Source organism: Streptomyces sp. NPDC051104 (assembly GCF_040682835.1).
Lineage (GTDB): Bacteria > Actinomycetota > Actinomycetes > Streptomycetales > Streptomycetaceae > Streptomyces > Streptomyces cynarae.
This window is the reverse complement of record NZ_JBFBBS010000001.1, coordinates 257,288-273,849: the sequence shown is the minus strand read 5'-3', so window position 1 is coordinate 273,849 and position 16,562 is coordinate 257,288. Positions and strand designations below refer to the sequence as shown.

14 protein-coding genes are annotated in these 16,562 nt (G+C 69.9%); 9 read left to right on the top strand and 5 right to left on the bottom strand.

The window, feature by feature from the left end; translation table 11 throughout:
• The first annotated feature begins 21 nt into the window (after window positions 1-21).
• The 6 genes from AB0N14_RS01365 (at window position 22) to AB0N14_RS01340 (ending at window position 5,369) form a co-directional block, all read left to right on the top strand.
• Complete coding sequence (locus tag AB0N14_RS01365; RefSeq protein WP_366023681.1) at window positions 22-339, top strand: SpdD-like protein; 318 nt, start codon at window positions 22-24, stop codon at window positions 337-339.
• A 90-nt stretch (window positions 340-429) separates the two neighbouring features.
• Window positions 430-627 carry a hypothetical protein gene (locus AB0N14_RS01360; RefSeq protein ID WP_366023680.1) on the top strand — a complete coding sequence of 66 codons (198 nt, stop codon included), beginning with the start codon at window positions 430-432 and terminating at the stop codon, window positions 625-627.
• The gene (gene repSA, locus AB0N14_RS01355) at window positions 624-2,012 is read left to right on the top strand and encodes a replication initiator protein RepSA (RefSeq protein ID WP_366023679.1); all 1,389 of its coding nucleotides are present in this window, start codon (window positions 624-626) and stop codon (window positions 2,010-2,012) included. The genes AB0N14_RS01360 and repSA overlap by 4 nt, the downstream gene beginning before the upstream one ends.
• 2 nt (window positions 2,013-2,014) lie before the next feature.
• Window positions 2,015-2,212: a helix-turn-helix domain-containing protein gene (locus AB0N14_RS01350; protein WP_242712462.1), complete on the top strand. Its 198-nt coding sequence runs from the start codon at window positions 2,015-2,017 to the stop codon at window positions 2,210-2,212.
• On the top strand, window positions 2,212-3,447 hold the full coding sequence (locus AB0N14_RS01345) for a site-specific integrase (RefSeq protein ID WP_366023678.1): 1,236 nt from the start codon (window positions 2,212-2,214) through the stop codon (window positions 3,445-3,447). The genes AB0N14_RS01350 and AB0N14_RS01345 overlap by 1 nt, the downstream gene beginning before the upstream one ends.
• 536 nt (window positions 3,448-3,983) lie before the next feature.
• Window positions 3,984-5,369 carry a hypothetical protein gene (locus AB0N14_RS01340; RefSeq protein WP_366023677.1) on the top strand — a complete coding sequence of 462 codons (1,386 nt, stop codon included), beginning with the start codon at window positions 3,984-3,986 and terminating at the stop codon, window positions 5,367-5,369.
• Here the strand turns inward: AB0N14_RS01340 and AB0N14_RS01335 are convergent.
• Window positions 5,360-5,566: a hypothetical protein gene (locus tag AB0N14_RS01335; RefSeq protein ID WP_366024264.1), complete on the bottom strand. Its 207-nt coding sequence runs from the start codon at window positions 5,564-5,566 to the stop codon at window positions 5,360-5,362. The two genes, AB0N14_RS01340 and AB0N14_RS01335, sit on opposite strands and share 10 nt — an antisense overlap.
• Here AB0N14_RS01335 and AB0N14_RS01330 point away from each other — a divergent pair.
• Window positions 5,546-5,929 (top strand): NUDIX hydrolase, encoded by a 384-nt coding sequence (locus tag AB0N14_RS01330; RefSeq protein ID WP_366024229.1) that lies wholly within the window; start codon window positions 5,546-5,548, stop codon window positions 5,927-5,929. The two genes, AB0N14_RS01335 and AB0N14_RS01330, sit on opposite strands and share 21 nt — an antisense overlap.
• 101 nt (window positions 5,930-6,030) lie before the next feature.
• Here AB0N14_RS01330 and AB0N14_RS01325 read toward each other — a convergent pair whose 3' ends face one another.
• The 3 genes from AB0N14_RS01325 to AB0N14_RS01315 all read right to left on the bottom strand — a co-directional run bounded on the left by AB0N14_RS01325 (window position 6,031) and on the right by AB0N14_RS01315 (window position 12,281).
• Entirely contained in the window at window positions 6,031-7,515 is a 1,485-nt protein-coding gene (locus AB0N14_RS01325; protein WP_366023676.1) for an alpha/beta hydrolase, read from the bottom strand.
• A 186-nt stretch (window positions 7,516-7,701) separates the two neighbouring features.
• Entirely contained in the window at window positions 7,702-9,246 is a 1,545-nt protein-coding gene (locus tag AB0N14_RS01320) for an alpha/beta hydrolase (RefSeq protein WP_366023675.1), read from the bottom strand.
• A gap of 155 nt (window positions 9,247-9,401) precedes the next feature.
• Window positions 9,402-12,281 carry a lysylphosphatidylglycerol synthase transmembrane domain-containing protein gene (locus tag AB0N14_RS01315; RefSeq protein ID WP_366023674.1) on the bottom strand — a complete coding sequence of 960 codons (2,880 nt, stop codon included), beginning with the start codon at window positions 12,279-12,281 and terminating at the stop codon, window positions 9,402-9,404.
• Between the two features lie 186 nt (window positions 12,282-12,467).
• Here AB0N14_RS01315 and AB0N14_RS01310 point away from each other — a divergent pair, with 186 nt between their 5' ends.
• On the top strand, window positions 12,468-12,833 hold the full coding sequence (locus AB0N14_RS01310; protein WP_366023673.1) for an MGMT family protein: 366 nt from the start codon (window positions 12,468-12,470) through the stop codon (window positions 12,831-12,833).
• Window positions 12,834-13,027: 194 nt separating this feature from the next.
• On the opposite strand, the gene AB0N14_RS01305 is transcribed toward AB0N14_RS01310, so the two are convergent.
• A complete protein-coding gene (locus tag AB0N14_RS01305; protein WP_366023672.1) occupies window positions 13,028-13,156 on the bottom strand; it encodes a hypothetical protein in 129 nt (42 codons plus the stop codon).
• On the opposite strand from AB0N14_RS01305, the gene AB0N14_RS01300 reads away from it, so the two are divergent.
• Window positions 13,157-16,507 (top strand): ATP-dependent DNA helicase, encoded by a 3,351-nt coding sequence (locus AB0N14_RS01300; protein WP_366023671.1) that lies wholly within the window; start codon window positions 13,157-13,159, stop codon window positions 16,505-16,507.
• Window positions 16,508-16,562: the final 55 nt, after the last annotated feature.

Here is a 16,562-nt window from a genome sequence, read left to right as displayed (position 1 = left end):
ACCTAAGAGGGGAGAACCGCCATGCTCCGCCCGAAGATCCCGACCATGCCCACGCCGACCGGGCACGTCACCGCGCCCGCCGTGGTCGAGCCGACGACCGTCGTCCCGTCGGCCCCGACCCCGCCGCCTACGCCCGTGGCTCCGGCGCCGTCCCGGCCGGTGGTCCAGCTCACCCCCGGCGCCCTGGTCGCCCTCGTCGGCGGCGGCACCGCCGTGGTCCTGGTCGTCGGCGCCGTCCTGGTCTCCATGCTCCTGGCGGTCGCCATCACCGCCGCGTCGGTCGCCGTGTGCGCCGTCATCCTGCGCTCCCTGCTCGCCTCCGAGGCCAAGCGCCGCTGACCGGCCCCCGGGCGGCTCCGATACCGCCAAGCATCCGCCGCCCGGGCGCCGTCCCTGTCCGATCCCACTGAACCGGAAGGAACCTCCATCATGACCGGCCCGATCCCGGCCCAGACCGCTTCACCGAGGATCTGCCCGAACTGCGACGGCTTCGCCTCCGCGGCCGTATCCTCCGGCGCCCGCGATGCCCGCGGCCACCTCCCGACGATCACCGTCGACTGTCCGGCCTGCCACGGCACCGGCGCCGTACCCGCCCCCATCGCCCAGCTCGTCGGGGGCCGCGCATGACCAACCCCGCGACCTTCGCGGGCCTGGACCCGATCACCCTGGGGGACCTCCTCAGGGTGGCCGGGTCTCCGGGCTTCGACCGCTGGCAAGACCAGGTCCGCCGCACCGGCGGCTGCGCCGACCCGATCCATCTGCGGGGCTGGGTCGTGCACAAGGACAAGACGACCGGCGAGACCCTGCACCACTACAGCACCGAGAACGAGCCGGGCGGACGCCTCCGCGTCGCCTGCGGCAACCGCCGCGCCTCCCGCTGCCCCGCCTGCGCCTGGACCTACGCCGGGGACACCTACCACCTGATCCGCGCCGGGCTCGCCGGAGATCCGGACAAGGACATCCCGGCCACTGTTCGTGATCACCCCAGGGTCTTCGCCACCTTCACCGCTCCCTCGTTCGGTCCGGTGCACAACCGGCCCGATCGCGGTGACTGCCGCTGCGGCACCCGCCACGCACCGGATGATCCGGCCCTCGGTACGGCGCTTGATCCGACGACGTATGACTACGCGGGCGCCGTGCTGTTCAACAACCACGCGGGTGACCTGTGGCACCGGCTCGTCAACCGGCTCCGCCGCGAGATCGCTGCCCGTGCCGGGCTGACACAGCGAGAGCTGAAGGAGGTCTGCCGGATCTCCTACGGCAAGGTCGCCGAGTTCCAGAAGCGGGGCGCCGTCCACTTCCATGCCGTAATCCGGCTCGACGGGCCGGAGGGTCCCGACTCTCCGCCGCCGTCCTGGGCCACGGTCACACTCCTCACGGATGCGATCCGCGCAGCTACCCGTCACGCCTACACGACCGTGAGCGTCCCGGCCTCCGGTGACCAACCGGCCCGCACGTTCCGGTGGGGCCGACAGCTCGATGTCCGGCCTGTGAAGGCCTTCGGCGACGGCTCCGAGATCACGGAGCAGGCCGTGGCCTCCTACGTCGCCAAGTACGCCACCAAGGCCGCCGAGAACACCGGCACCCTGGACCGCCGCATCGGCGAACTCTCTGAGCTCGACCGCCACGGCGTCCCCGATCACACCCGCCGCCTGATCGAGGCGTGCAAGCTGCTCGACCCGCTGTACCCGGACCGCCGCCTGTGGGCCTGGGCTCACATGCTCGGCTTCCGCGGCCACTTCTCCTCGAAGTCCCGGCGCTACTCGACCACGCTCGGCGCCCTCCGCCAGGAACGCGCCGACTACCGCGCCGCCCAGGAACGCGAAGCCCTCGGCCTGAACGACACCGAGCCGGACACCGTCCTCGTCCTGGCCGACTGGCAGTACGCCGGACACGGCCACACCCCCGGCGAATCTGCCCTCGCCGCCACGATCGCCCGCGACCTCCAGCTCAACCGCGAAACCGCCCGCGAAGCCCTACGCGACCAACTCACCGACGAAAGGGAGTGCTGACCATGGCCTCAGAGCTGCCGAATCGGTTCCTGACTCCTGACGACCTGGTCGAGATGTTCGAACTCCCCAGCGTCGAGACCGTCTACCAGTGGCGCCGCAAGCACACCGGACCCCGCGGCTTCCGGGTCGGCCGGCACCTGCGGTTCGACCCGAACGACGTACGGGCCTGGGTCGATTCCCAGCTCGGGGAGGCTGCCTGATGGCTGGGCACATTCAAGACCGCTGGTACAAGGTCGAGCCGGGACCCAATGGCAAGTCTGTCAAGGTCAAGACTGAGCGGTACGGCGTCGGCCTGCGCTACCGCGCCCGTTACGTCGGCCCGGACGGCACCGAGAAGTCCAAGAGCTTCCCCGACCGCCAAAAGCGGCTCGCCGAGCAGTGGCTCGCGCAGATCGAGGCGGACATGTCGCGCGGGCAGTACATCGACCCGCAAGCCGGTCGCCTCACCGTTCGGCAGCACGCCGAACGGTGGTTGGCGTCGCTCACCATGGACCCGGGCACCTTCGTGGGCACTGAGCAGCGCATCCGCCTGCATGTCCTGCCGTATCTGGGCAGTCGCACCCTAGGCTCGCTCCGCCCGACGCACATTCGCGAGTGGCTGCGGAAGCTGCAGGACGCGGGAGTCGCGCCCGCCTATCAGCGGGTGATCTTCGCGAACCTCTCAACCATGCTGACGGCGGCAGTGGATGACCGCCTGATCCCCGAGAACCCCTGCCGCTCCTCGTCCGTGCGGGCACCGAAGCTCGACCCGCGCCGGATCGTTCCATGGCCGCGTGAGCGCGTGCTCGCGGTCCGCTCGGCGCTGCCGGAGGAGTACCGGGCCATGGTGGATCTGGCTGGTGGCTGCGGCCTGCGTCAAGGTGAGGTCCTGGGCCTGGCGGTCGAAGACGTGGACTTCATCGACGGAGTGGTCAACGTCATCCGCCAGGTCAAGCTCATCCGTAACCGCCCGGTCTTCGCGCTCCCCAAGGGGGCCAAGGCACGCACGGTGCCGCTTCCCGAGAGCGTTGCCCGGGCGATCGAGGAGCACATCAGCCAGCATCCGCCTGCCGCGGTGACGCTGCCGTGGCGGGCGGTCGACGGTGCTCCGGTCACGGCGTCCCTGCTCTTCCACAGGGATCAGGAACGCCCGGTCAACCGGAACGAATTCAACCGCTGGTCTTGGCGCCCGGCTCTGGACGCGGCGGGCGTCCCTCGCGGCCGGGCGAGCGGAATGCACGCACTGAGGCACTTCTACGCCTCCGTCCTGCTGGACGCGGGGGAGAGCATCAAGGCGGTGTCCCAGTACCTGGGGCACCACGACCCGGGCTTCACCCTGCGGACGTACACGCACCTGATGCCGAGCAGTGAGAAGCGGACCCGGGAAGCCGTGAACCGTGCCTTCGCGGACGGCCCGGCCACCGATGACGGCCCGACCACGGCCCAGGGGGAGTGAGGATGTAGGAAACGCGCAGGTCAGGCGATAGATGACCTGACTTGCCGGTGTACTAATCAGCGGTCCCGCTGACCAGCGGGACAGAAGAAGCCCGCGGCTCTGACCAGCTCAGACGACGTGGGCTTCTGTCGTTCCTGGGTGGCCACGGGCGCTCTCGCACGCCCCGTAGACCGCCCAGTGATCAGCCGTCAGGCACTCTGGTGCAGTCGAGTGAGCTAGCCACGTGTGATCATGCGATCGTAGGCTGCGTGGGTCGTGCCGGATGGCGCGCGCGCCGGAGGCTGAGACAGGAGCACCACAACTGACAGGGGCAGAGACCTGTCTGGAACAGCTTCATAAGCACCCTCCACAGCTTGGCGGCAGCGTTCAGTAGTGGCGACTTGGGAGCGGATATGGCTTTCTCAAGCGGTCCAGACCTTCAGTACCTGGAGTCACTTGACTCCGTACGGATGCCCTGGCCAGGTCCGACTGGCACCTCGGAATCCGAGCGGCAACGACGGGATGACCTTGAACTTCAGATCTTTGTCGAAGTGCTCATGACCCTTGCGCTGGGGCGCGATGTCGTCGTTCCTCAGTCCTATGCTTTCGACTCCACCGGATTTCTCACCCTCGCGCGCACCGTACTCCAGGCCCGCAATAGAGCAGCAATTGATGAACACCCCTTCCGGCTTCATCTGTTCAGTGCGGATTCTTTCGAGGGCGCCGCAGCAAGCATGCTCAGTCGCGCCTTCGACAAGAATCGCCCATTTTTCAGTTCCTTACTGCCGGAGCTTCACAAGCCGGAACAATATGGCCTCGATCCTCGCGATGTTCGCCAGCAGTCCGAGAACCTCGATCGTCTGCTCAATAGTGACTGGATAGGCGTCGACCGGGCGCAGGCGCTGAACGATATTCGTGCGGAATTTCGCGGCCTTCCCCGAGTGAGGGCAAAATCCCCGGCGGCACCATTGGGACTTGGAGAGCTGCTCGCCTCCACCATTGCGGAGGGATCCCTGATGGGCCGAGCGGTACAATCTCTTCCGGAGCCTTTCCGCGATGTGCATGCAGACCTCGTCAGCGCGATTCGTCGTCTTGATCCGACGCGGTCTCGGGCGTTCAACGAACGCAGTCGACTCCGAATCGCAGAACCATGGCCCAATGATTCAGATCGTAGGACGCCAGAGGAAATCGTCGGAAGCAAGGATACTCTCGACCTCGTAATCGAGTTCGTTGACACTTTGTACAATGCGATCGTGGCTGATTCAATCGGGGTTGCACCCGCGACCTTCAGTACTGATGTAGCCCTAGGGGATCGGATCCTCATCTCACGCGCCATTGCCCAGGAGCTCGCAATCGCGCAATATCGTTCCGGGGCGCACCAGGCAGCCTGGTTGCCGCGCGAGGATGTTTCGACAGGCGGGTCGGAGGAACACCCTTTGTTCGAAGTGTGGCTCAATTCACAAGCGGTCGCTACCGAAAGTCAAACCCGTGGCCAACTGTCAAATCTTCGGGACAGTGCGGTAGACGCCATCGCCGCACTCCTTGACGCGCGAGCGCAGCGGGGAGGCCAGGGCCGGGCCCGGTCGCCCTTCTGGAAGGGATTGGACAAATTGGCTGCGGCAGATGACGCGACAGCCGCCCGCAATGCACTCGATGATCACCTTTCCTGCGTCGCGTCGATTCTCGGCGGTCGGGGCGATGCCGGCCTGGTAGGCAAATTTGGAGTTCAGGTTTTCCTTACCGGTAGTGGTGCCGCCGGACCTGCAATTGCGGCTGCTCTCTGGCAAGTGCCGGGTATCCTTGAGTTCCCTGCGACAGCAATCGGGGCAGTCGCCCCTGCCGTGGCTAAAAAGGGAGTTCAATCCGTCCGTCGCTGGCAGGGCACGCGGCGCAGGGCCCATGCGCTTGGACGGGTTGTCGACGTGAGGGGATATCAGCCTTGAGAGGCCCGGAACGCCAAGAGCCAATCCGCCGGAAGCGCGAGGTCCTCGCTTATGCGAATCGCTTCGCCGAGGTCTTCGATGACGAGGTGGAGTTCCCGGACGGGACCCTTGGCCGATACCTGAGAATCGCAAATCGCGGCGAAGGTCCAGGTGTGGTGATATTGCCCATCCATGGAATGACCGTCGGGCTGGTCCATACATACCGTTACCCGGTGGGCTCGTGGCAGTGGGGCCTGCCTCGGGGTTTCTCGCATGATCACGATCCCCTTGTCAGCGCCCGGGTGGAACTCCGCGAAGAGCTTGGTGTGCAAGACGCCGAACTCGAACGCTTGAGCGCCATGACGCCAGATTCGGGAATGTTGGCGACCCGGGTTGCCATAGTGCTCGCACGAGTCAACAACCCCGTAGGGAACGTAGTTGATGTGCAAGAAGTGTCGGCCGTGCGCTGGCTTCACGTCCGAGAACTATGGCATTGGGTGGCTCAGGGGCGTATCGAGGACGGCATGTCTCTGGCTGCTCTGGCTCTTGCCCACGCACTCGATCACCTGCCCGGTCGATGATCATGCAAGCGGGCCGGGGCATCGAAGTCCACGAGATGCTCACCTTCTCCCTGGACGGCGGGGGCTTCGGGTGTCATGGGTGTCCGAAGCTCCCGCCGTCGTCATGAGCAGACCGTTCCGTCCTTCGGCACGGTCCCGTTGAGCAGATACGCGTCCACCGCGGAGTCCACGCAGGTGCTCCCGCTTCCGTACGCCCCGTGGCCCTCGCCCTTCCAGGTGAGCTCTACACCGACACCCTTGCCCAACCCGTCGGCCATCTTCCGGGCGCCCTCGTAAGGCGTCGCGGGATCCCCGGTGTTGCCCACCAGCAGCACCGGCGCGGCTCCCGGCGCGCTGACAAACGGGTGGTCGAACTGTCCGGCCACCGGCCAGTTGTGGCACCAGCCGGCCGTGTCCCAGCCCAGGAAGTCGCCGAAGACGGGTGAGATCTTCTCGAACTCCGGCAGCAGTTTCTTCACCGACTCGGATGCCGGCCGCTGCCTGTCGTCCAGGCACGATATGACCCGTTGCGCGTGTGTCGTGGTGCCGTAGTGGCCCGACGGGTCCCGCTCGTTGTAGTCGTCGGCCAGCGTCAGCAGCCCGGAACCGTCGCCCGCCTCGGCCGCCTGCAGGGCATCGGTGAGCATGGGCCAGCTCTGCTTGCTGTAGAGCGGCAGCACGATGCCGGTGACGGCCAGTGTCTGGGTGAGCTCCCGGCCCGACGACGTCGGCAGCGGCTTCGCGTCGATCCGCCGCAGCAACTCCGTGATCTCCTTGGAGCCCTGCTTCGGGTCCTGCCCCGTCGACCTCAGATAGTCGTCCAGCGCGCGCTGGAACCCGAGGGCCTGGTTCTTGGCGTGGCCGACGCTGTCCGCGGTGGGGTCGACGACGGCGTCCAGCACCATGCGCCCCACGTTCTTGGGGAACAGGTGGGCGTACACGCCACCCAGTTCGGTGCCGTACGAGATGCCGAAGTAGTGCGTCGTCCGGTCGCCGAGGACCTGGCGCATCAGGTCCATGTCCCGCGCGGTGTCGGTCGTCGAGACGTGCCCGAGCAGCTTTCCGGCTGCCTTCGCGCAGCCCTTGCCGAAGGTGGCGGCGTCATCGAGGTACGCCTTCTCCTCGGCAGTGTCGTCCGGTGTCACATCGATGCTCTCGGCGGCCTGGATCGCCCGGTCGCTGCGGCAGCGGATCCCCCCGCTGGCGCCGACGCCGCGAGGATCCCAGCTCACCAGGTCGTACCGCTGGTGCAGGGTGGAGACCGTGCTCGCGAACGACGGCATCATCGAGACCCCGGAGCCGCCGGGACCGCCGAAGTTGAAGAGCAGTGAGCCGATCCGGTTGCCCCCGTCGGCCCGGGACCGGATCAGCGCCAGGCCGATCGTCTCACCGTCCGGCTTCGCCCAGTCCAGCGGTGCCTTCAGCGTGGCGCACTGCCAGTCGCCGCCCGGCGCCGACGTGCCCTTGCAGCGGCCCCAGTCGAGCTTCTGCGCGGTGAGCGAGGCGGGCAGCCCCGAGGTCCGGCCTCCGCCGGAGGAACCGCCACCGCAGCCGGCCACCAGCAGCGCGGCGGCGATCACGGCCGTCCACCGTGGAAAACGTGACATCTGTACCCCCCTCCTCCGCTCCCCGCTCGGTGCCGCGGAAAGCAATGAGGCCATGGTAGGCGGGTCGAGCGGAGCCCATATCGGCCTGTGGACAACCATCTGACCTGGGGTTTCCGTAATGAGGGGTGGGATTTTCGTCTGTGGGTGGGAGGATGGGGGCCGGTTGGTCGGGTGCAGGCGCGTCGGTCAGGTGCAGACGGTGCCGGCCGCGGGGACCTTTCCGTTCAGCAGGTAGCCGTTCACGACGCTCTGCACGCACTTGTTCTTGCTGTCGTAGGCACCGTGCCCCTGGCCCTTGTACGTCACCTCCACGCCGACGCCCTTGCCCAGCGCGTCCGCCATCCTCTTGGCGCCCTCGTAGGGGGTGGCCGGGTCGCCGGTGTTGCCGATCACGAGGATCGGCGGGGCGCCGGGTGCGCTCACGTTCGGATGGTTGGCGGCTCCTGCCACGGGCCAGCCCGTGCAGCTGAGCATGCCCCAGGCCAGGAAGTCGCCGAACACCGGGGAGGCGGCCCGGAACTCCGGCAGTTTGGCCTTCACGTCGGCCGGCGTGTACCGCGGCTTCTCGTCAGCGCAGTTGATGGCGACGTTCGCGGGGATCAGGTTGCTGTACTGGCCGTTCTCGTCGCGCCCGTTCATCGCGTCCGAGAGCACCATCAGCACCTCCCCGTCGCCCGCGTAGGCCCGCTGCAGCCCTTCGGTCAGGTAGCCCCAGAAGTCCTTGGAGTACAGCGCCTGTGCGATGCCGTTGGTCGCCTCGGTCTGGGTCAGCCTGCGGGGGAAGATTCCGGGGATCGGCTTGGTGTCGAGTCTCTTCAGCAGGGCGACGATCCGGTTCTCGACATCCTGCGGGGTGCGGCCGACCGGGCATCCGGTGGTCTTTGAGGTGCAGTCCCGGGCGTAGTTGTCGAGCGCGAGCTGGAAGCCCTTGGCCTGTCCGAGCGCGCTCTGTTCCGGGTTCTGCGTCGGGTCGACGACCCCGTCCAGCACGGCCCGCCCGACGTTCTTGGGGAACAAGTGCGCGTAGACGCCGCCGAGTTCGGTGCCGTACGAGATGCCGAAGTAGTGCAGCTTCTTGTCGCCGAGCACCTGGCGCAGCAGGTCCATGTCGCGTGCCGCGTCGGTGGTGCGCACATACGGCAACACCTTGCCGGAGTGCTTCTGGCAGGCGTTGTTGAACTGCTTGGTGCTGTTGAGGAAGGCCGTCAGTTCGGTCGCGTTGTCGGGCGTCTCGTCCTGCTGGAAGAAAGCGTCGAGTTGCTGGTCGTCCTCGCACTTCACGCCCGCGCTCCGGCCGACTCCGCGTGGGTCGAAACTCACGAGGTCATGCCGGGTGCGCAGGGTCTCGTAGTCCTGTGCGAAGGCGGGCAGCGCGGTCACGCCGGAGCCGCCCGGACCGCCGAAGTTGAAGATCAGGGAACCGATCCGCCGGCTCGGGGGGCCGCTGGACTTGACCCTGATCAGCGCGATGTCGATGGTGCCGCTCGTGGGGTCGTCCCAGTTCAGGGGCGCCTTCATGGTCGCGCACTGCCACCGTCCGCCGTTCGGCAGCGGCGAGGGGGCGGTGCCGCCGCCCTCGGACGCGGACGGCGCCGGGCAGTTGTTCCAGATCAGCTTCTGACTCGACAGTTCCCCGTCCACGAAGCCGCTGGCGCAGCCCGTCAGAAGGGAGGACACAAGCACGGCGGCGGCGCTCACGGCGGCGGCGCGCTTCGAGAGACGGTTCGGCATGTCCCCATCGTGCGACCGCACGGCCCGGGGCGCTCGGGACGCGGTCCGTGCGGGTGACTCCCGGGCTGCCGTCACCGCGTGTCACCTGTGCCCAAGGCCGGTGAGGGCAGCACCGTATGTGCCTGCGAGCCCCCACGCGCGCGTGCGCGGCAGTCCTAGAGCGCGCCCTTGCGTGTCAGATGGTTGAAGAAAAGCCACCCGGGCAGCACCGGCAGCCACAGCGTCAGCAGCCGGTACAGCAGCACCGCCGGAGCCGCGACCTCCTTCGGGAGGCCGACCGCGATCAGACCGACCGTCAGGGTCGCCTCGACCGCGCCCACACCGCCCGGGGTCGGGGCGGCCGAGCCGAGGGCGTTTCCGGCGAGGAAGACGACCGCGACGCTGGCCAGGCTCAGCGTGGTCCTCTCCTCGTGCCCGAACGCCCGGATCGAGGCGTCAAGGCACATCACGAAGGACGCGGTCAGCAGCAGCATGCCGCCGATGCCGGTGACCAGTTTCTGCGGCCGCTGCAGTACGTCGAGCATGCGCGGGACGACACCCGCGAACAGCGACCGCACGCGCGTGACGACGAATTTCCGCAGGAACGGCACGGACGTGACCACCAGGACGAGCACCGCGACCGTCAGCAGGCCCGCGATGACCGTGCGGGACGGGGACAGGGACGGCGTCTTCTCGGTGCCCGTGAGGTAGCCGAAGGACAGCAGCATCAGGATGTGACAGCCCAGCCCGAACAGCTGCGAGGCGCCCACGCTCGCCACCGCGAGCCCCGGCCGCACCCCGGCGCGCTGGAGGAACCGCGTGTTGAGCGCGACGCCCCCGACCGCGGCGGGCGCCACGATCTTCACGAACGACCCGGCGACCTGCGCGGCCACGGTCCGCAGGAACGGCACCCGCTCGGGCACGAAGCCCAGCAGCGCCATCGCCGCCGCGAGGTAGCTCAGTGCGGAGAAGAACACGGCCGCCGCCACCCAGCCCCACTCGGCGTTGGCGAAGAGCGTGCCGAACTGGATGTGGGTGAGCTGCGTCAGCAGGAAGTACGCGCCGATGGCACCCGCCATGAAGCTGATCAGTGTGCGCGGCCGGACCCGCTCCAGCCGGGCCGGCTCCACCGGTGCCTGCGGCCGGATGCGCAGCACCTGGTGGCGGATCTGGGTGAGCAGGTCCTCCTCGCGGGCCTCCTCCAGCGCCTCGTCGATCGCCCGCTTCTCGGCCCGCTGCTCGGCGCGTACCGCCTTCTTGTCGGGCTTCTCGAGGACGACCACGGAGCCGTCGTGGGTCTCCTCCCCACGGGCCGCTTTGGCCTGCTGGGACGCCTCCAGGACCGCTTCCCGCTCGCGCTGGGCCCGTTCACGGGCCAGCCTCCGGAGCGTCGCGCGCGTGGAACGGGTCAGCGCGATGGGCTGCAGCATGGGCAGACAGTCGGCGACCGCGTCCGGGCCGAGCACGTCGAGCGCGGATGCCACCGCCCGCTCGGCGCCGACCCGGAGCCCGAGCGTGGTCAGCAGCTGCGCGATGTCCATGCGCAGCACCAGGTCACCGGCCGCGATCTCGCCACCGCGCAGATCCGTCAGGATGACGGTGCCGGAACGATCCACCATGAGGGCGTCACCAGCGAGCCGACGGTGCGCGATGCGTCGCGACTGCAGCGCCCGTACCTGCTGCCAGGTGTCGTGCAGCAGTTCGTCGGTGATCTCCTGATCGGTCAGCTGGTCCAGGGTGCGGCCGCCGGTGTGCTCGTAGACGAGCATCACGGCGTCGGGACCCAGCTCGGAGGTCGCGATCAGCTTGGGCGCGTTGGCGCCGGCCGCGATGGCCGCGTACGCGAGGAGCGCCTCCTGTTCCAGGGCCTGCCGCAGCGACTGCAGGCTGCGCCGCGTGGTGATCCCGCGCAGCGTCAGTCGCCGCCACACGCGGTAGAAAAAGCCCTGCGCCTGCTGTTCGCGGTCGACGACGGTGACGTCGAGGGGCAGGCCGTCCTCCAAGGTGACGAAGTAGCGGCGGCCGCGGTCGCCGTTGTCCGCCGTGTCGTGCATCTCCTCGCGCGCCGCGCTCACCGGGCGGAAGCCGACGGTGCGCAGCCCCGCCATCAGGGTCCGCCCGGTGGGCCGTACGTTCGGCGAGCCCACCGCGTACAGCGTTCCGGCCGCGACACTCCAGCCGATCAGCACCGTCAGGATGATCGAGAACGGTGTGGTGTAGCCGGTGACCAGCATCGAGAAGGCGTCGAGCAGCAAGACCACCCACAGCACGGCACGCCAACGCGGCCTGCGTGACATGCCCACGGCCGTCATATAGGCGATGACGGGTGCGAGATAGCCGTGCACCGGGTCGGTCAGGGCATGGATGTCGCCGGGGGAGGGCTGGGTGAGCGCTTCCTGGATGGAAGGCGGGGCGGCCCGGGCGACCCACAGATCCGTGGCGAGTGTCACTCCGTGGGCCAGGACTGCCGCGAGGACGCCGTCGGCGATGCGCACCCCGTCCCGCTTGATCAGCCGTTCGATCGCGAAGGCGACCGGTACCAGCAGGATCGCGATGCTCGATGCCAGACCCGCGATCTTGATCAGCAGATCGGGTGCCTGCCCTGTGCCCCTGTTGATGTCCTGCTCGAGCCCCGACGTGGTGCCGTGCGCGAACGCGGCGACCGCGAGCAGGACCACGATCCCGAGCACGCCCACCAGAAGCCGCATCAGGTCCGAGGGACGGTGCACGCGCGCGGGGAGCAGCGGTTCGTCGCCCTCCACCTCGTCGTTGTGGGTGTCGGCGCCCTCCTCGTCCCGCCGCGGTCCCCGATGGGCAGCCGCTGTCCGCGGCGTGTCGTCGCCGGGCGGCCTGGCGGGTCCGGTTTCGCTGTCGGGCGCCTTCTTGCCGTGGCTGTCGTGCGCCGTCTCGCGCGCGAGGCCGTCGGCGCGCCTCTCCTTGTTCGCTTCTTCGTTCGCCTCTTCGCCGGCGTGATGGCCCGCGGCGGCGGTGTCAGGGCGCGACGAACCCCCCGAGGTGCCCTCCGCGCCGTCGGGGTGCACGCCCTGCTGCTTCATCGTCTCTTCTTGGTCTCGTATCACCAGTCACCGCCCGCACGATGGTGGCATGCCCACCCGACACACGGGGGCATCAGGGTGCAAATGCGGGGGCGCACAGTCTGCCCGAAGAGCTGCGCCGGGGCGAGGGTCTCGCTCGGCCGCTCTCTCATCACATTGTCGGTGGCGTGGGGCAGGATGGGGCGGATGAGCGAGGAGAACCTTGCGGCGGACGCCCTTCCCGAGTACGCGGAACGGGTCCTTGACGTGGCCGAACGCATTCCGCCGGGGCGCGTGATGACGTACGGGGACGTCGCCGAGTGGCTGGAGGACGGAGGCCCGCGCCAGGTGGGCCGGGTGATGGCTCTCTACGGCGGAGCGGTCCCGTGGTGGCGCGTCATCCGCGCGGACGGCGTACTGCTCCCGGGCCATGAGCTGGAGGCGCTCGGCCACTACCGGGCGGAGGGCACCCCACTGCGGGAGGCCGGCCGCGCCTCGGAGGGGCATCTGCCGCGGGTCGACATGAGGCGGGCGCGCTGGGACGGCGTCGAACGCGCGGAGGGTCACATCTGACAGCTTCCGGCATTGGACGGGCCGAACGGGCACGCCTCGCTCGTACGGGTGAAGTAGGGCACAAGCGTGGCATGCCGTACGTTCATGGACTGGGCAACCACAGTGGCGTCGGTGACGGGAGGGGCATGCGGGAGGTCGGGGAAGCCCTGCTTCCGCGGACCGGGCGGGCGTAGCGTCGAGGGCGCGCGTCCCCTTCATCCCGCGACCACCGCCCGCCACACGCGGCAGCCCTGCCGGCCGCCGCCCGACCACCACCCCTCGACGACGGCGTTCCGCGCCTGCAGTGACCAGCACGAGTACGACCACCAGGACCGGCGAACCACGTGAGCTCCTCTTCCTCCACCAGGCGCCTGCCGCACCCCCGGGTGCGGGAGGGGAGCCGTGGCGCTTACCGACTGGTGCGTACCCCGCCCGTCCGGGTGGATCCCCCTCGACTGGACGCGAGCCAGCGCGCGGTGGTTGAGCACGGGTCCGGCCCCCTGCTCGTTCTCGCAGGTCCGGGCACCGGTAAGACGACCACGCTCGTCGAGTCCGTCACCGCCCGGATCGCCCGCGGCGGCGACCCGGAACGCATCCTGGTGCTCACGTTCAGCCGCAAGGCCGCCGTCGACCTGCGCGACCGGATGGCGCTGCGCACCGGCGCGGCGCACGCCCCGCAGGCGACCACGTTCCACTCGTTCTGCTACGCCCTGGTCCGCGCCCATCAGGACAGTGGCCTCTTCGCCGAGCCCCTGCGGCTGCTGTCCGGCCCCGAGCAGGACGTGGCCGTGCGCGAGCTGCTCGCCGGCCAGCCGGATCTGGAGCGCCTCGGCCTCGCACACGTGCGCTGGCCCGACGAGCTGCGCGCCTGTCTGACCACGCGTGGCTTCGCCGACGAGGTCCGCGCCGTGCTGGCCCGCAGCCGTGAACTCGGCCTCGGCCCGGACTCCCTGCGCCGCTTCGCCGAGCGTACGGGCCGCCCCGACTGGCAGGCCGCGTCCGCCTTCCTCGCCGAGTACCTGGACGTCCTCGACCTCCAGGGAGTGATCGACTACGCCGAGCTGGTCCACCGCGCGGTCCTGCTGGCCGGCCGCCCCGGCGTCGCCGAGCGCCTCGCCGGCCAGTACGACGCGGTCTACGTCGACGAGTACCAGGACACCGACCCCGCTCAGATACGGCTCCTGCGGGCGCTCGCGGGCGACGGCCGGACCCTGGTGGCCTTCGGCGACCCCGACCAGTCGATCTACGCGTTCCGGGGCGCCGACGTGAACGGCATCCTGGACTTCCCCCACGCCTTCCCGCGCACCGACGGCACACCGGCGCCCGTCGAGGTCCTCAGGACGTCCCGCCGCTCCGGAGCCGCTCTCCTCGCCGCGACCCGGCTGCTGACCCAGCGCATGCCGCTGACCCGGCTTCCGGCGGAGAAGGTACGCGCCCACCGGGAACTCGCCGCCGTACGGGACGGGGGCCGCGTCGAGGCCTGCACGTACCCCACCCCCGGCACGGAACTGGACAACATCGCCGACATCCTGCGCCGGGCGCACCTGGAGGACGGCGTTCCGTGGGGCGAGATGGCCGTCCTGGTGCGCGCCGGAGCCCGCACGATCCCGACGGTCCGCCGCGCCCTGACGGCCGCGGGAGTTCCCCTGGACATCGACGGCGACGACCTGCCGCTGCGTCATGAACCGGCGGTGACCCCGCTGCTGACGGCGCTGCGGGCGGTGGCGCGGGCGGTGGCGCGGGCGGTGGCGCGGGCGGAGGCGTCGGGAACAAGGTCGGAGGAAGCCCAGCAGGAGGGGGCCGAACCGGAACCCTGGCTGGACACCGAGACCGCGCTCACCCTCCTCGCCTCCCCGCTCGCCGGCATGGACGCCGCGGACCTGCGCCGCCTCGGCCGTGCCCTGCGCGAGGAGGAGCGGGCGGCCGGCAATCCCGTACCCCCGCCCTCCGACGACCTGCTCGCTCGGGCGCTGGCGGAACCCGAGCGACTGGTGACGCACGACCCGGCGTACGCGCGCGGAGCCCAGCGCCTCGGTGCGCTGCTCAGGAAGGCCCGCGAGCGGCTCGCGGACGGCGGCACCGCGGAGGAGGCCCTGTGGGTGCTGTGGGACGGCACGCCGTGGCCCAGGCGCCTGGAGAACGCCTCCCGGCGCGGCGGCGCGGCCGGGCGCAACGCCGACCGTGACCTGGATGCCGTGTGCGCCCTGTTCGCGACCGCCGCGCGCGCGGAGGAGCGCACCGGCGGCCGGGGCGCCCTGAACTTCCTGGAGGAGATCGAGGCCCAGGACATAGCCGCCGACACGCTCACCCGCCGCGTCGTACGTCCTGACGCCGTACGCCTGATGACCGCGCACCGCTCCAAGGGACTGCAGTGGCGCCTGGTCGTCGTCGCCGGCGTCCAGGAGGGCCTGTGGCCCGACCTGCGCCGCCGCGGCTCCCTCCTGGAGGCCGACCGCATCGGCCGTGACGGGCTCGCCGAACCCCTCACCTCGGGCGCGCTGCTCGCGGAGGAGCGCCGCCTGTTCTACGTCGCCTGCACGCGCGCGCGTGAGCGGCTGGTCGTCACCGCCGTCAAGGCCCCCGCCGACGACGGCGACCAGCCTTCCCGCTTCCTCGCGGAACTCGGCGTCGAACCAAGGGACGTCACCGGCCGCCCACGCCGTCCCCTGTCCGTCGCCGCCCTGGTCGCCGAACTGCGCGCCACGACCGTCGACCCGCGCGTTTCCGACGCCCTCCGTGCGGCCGCCGCCCGTCGGCTGGCCCGGCTCGCCGCCCTCACCGACGACGACGGACGGCCCCTGGTGCCGTCCGCCCACCCGTACCGCTGGTGGGGCATGTGGGACCCGACCGAGAGCAAGGTGCCGCTGCGCGACCGCGACCAGCCCGTCGTGCTCTCCGGAAGCGCCCTCGACCAGCTCGCGAACACCTGTGCCCTGCAGTGGTTCCTGGGCCGTGAGGTGAAGGCCGACGCGCCGGCGACCGCCGCCCAGGGGTTCGGGAACGTGGTGCACGTCCTCGCCGACGAGGTCGCCTCCGGTCGCACCCCCGCCGACCTGGACGTGCTCATGGAACGCCTGGACTCGGTGTGGAACGCGCTCGCCTTCGACGCGCCGTGGAAGTCCGCCCAGGAGAAGGACAACGCGCGCGCGGCGCTCGAACGCTTCCTGAAGTGGCACGTCGACTCCAATGGCGCCCGCGCCGGGCGCACCCCGGTGGCGAGCGAGCACGACTTCGACGTCACCCTCGAAGCGGGTGACTACCAGGTGCGCATCCGCGGCTCCATGGACCGCGTGGAGTCCGACGGCGAGGGCCGCGCCTACGTGGTCGACTTCAAGACCGGCAAGCAGGCGCCCGGCGCCGCCGAGGTGGACCGTCACCCGCAGCTCGCGGTGTACCAGCTGGCCGTGCGTGAGGGCGCCGTCGACGAGGCGTTCGGCGGCCGGCGTCCCGAGCCGGGCGGCGCGGAACTGGTCCACCTGCGGCAGGGCGCCGCGAGGAAGGACGGCGGGGAAACGCTGCCCAAGGTGCAGGCGCAGCACCCCCTGGAAGGTGAGTGGGCCGGTGAGCTGCTGGCCACCGCCGCCGGCAAGGTCCTCGACGAGCGTTTCTCGCCGACCACCGGGCAGCACTGCACGCACTGCGCGTTCCGGGCGTCGTGCAGCGCGCGGCCGGAGGGCCGGCAGGTCATGGACTGACAGGACGGGTGTGACCAGTCGCACCACCCGTGCTGACCAGCACATCGTCCGGCGC

Bases quoted from the DNA above. Each gene is read 5' to 3' on its own strand.
- AB0N14_RS01340 (WP_366023677.1), top strand. From the start codon at position 3,984: ATGACCCTTGCGCTGGGGCGCGATGTCGTCGTTCCTCAGTCCTATGCT.
- AB0N14_RS01330 (WP_366024229.1), top strand. From the start codon at position 5,546: ATGACCGTCGGGCTGGTCCATACATACCGTTACCCGGTGGGCTCGTGG.
- AB0N14_RS01350 (WP_242712462.1), top strand. From the start codon at position 2,015: ATGGCCTCAGAGCTGCCGAATCGGTTCCTGACTCCTGACGACCTGGTC.
- AB0N14_RS01320 (WP_366023675.1), bottom strand. From the start codon at position 9,246: ATGCCGAACCGTCTCTCGAAGCGCGCCGCCGCCGTGAGCGCCGCCGCC.
- AB0N14_RS01365 (WP_366023681.1), top strand. From the start codon at position 22: ATGCTCCGCCCGAAGATCCCGACCATGCCCACGCCGACCGGGCACGTC.
- AB0N14_RS01315 (WP_366023674.1), bottom strand. From the start codon at position 12,281: ATGAAGCAGCAGGGCGTGCACCCCGACGGCGCGGAGGGCACCTCGGGG.
- AB0N14_RS01345 (WP_366023678.1), top strand. From the start codon at position 2,212: ATGGCTGGGCACATTCAAGACCGCTGGTACAAGGTCGAGCCGGGACCC.
- AB0N14_RS01325 (WP_366023676.1), bottom strand. From the start codon at position 7,515: ATGTCACGTTTTCCACGGTGGACGGCCGTGATCGCCGCCGCGCTGCTG.
- AB0N14_RS01360 (WP_366023680.1), top strand. From the start codon at position 430: ATGACCGGCCCGATCCCGGCCCAGACCGCTTCACCGAGGATCTGCCCG.
- AB0N14_RS01310 (WP_366023673.1), top strand. From the start codon at position 12,468: ATGAGCGAGGAGAACCTTGCGGCGGACGCCCTTCCCGAGTACGCGGAA.
- AB0N14_RS01335 (WP_366024264.1), bottom strand. From the start codon at position 5,566: ATGGACCAGCCCGACGGTCATTCCATGGATGGGCAATATCACCACACC.
- repSA (WP_366023679.1), top strand. From the start codon at position 624: ATGACCAACCCCGCGACCTTCGCGGGCCTGGACCCGATCACCCTGGGG.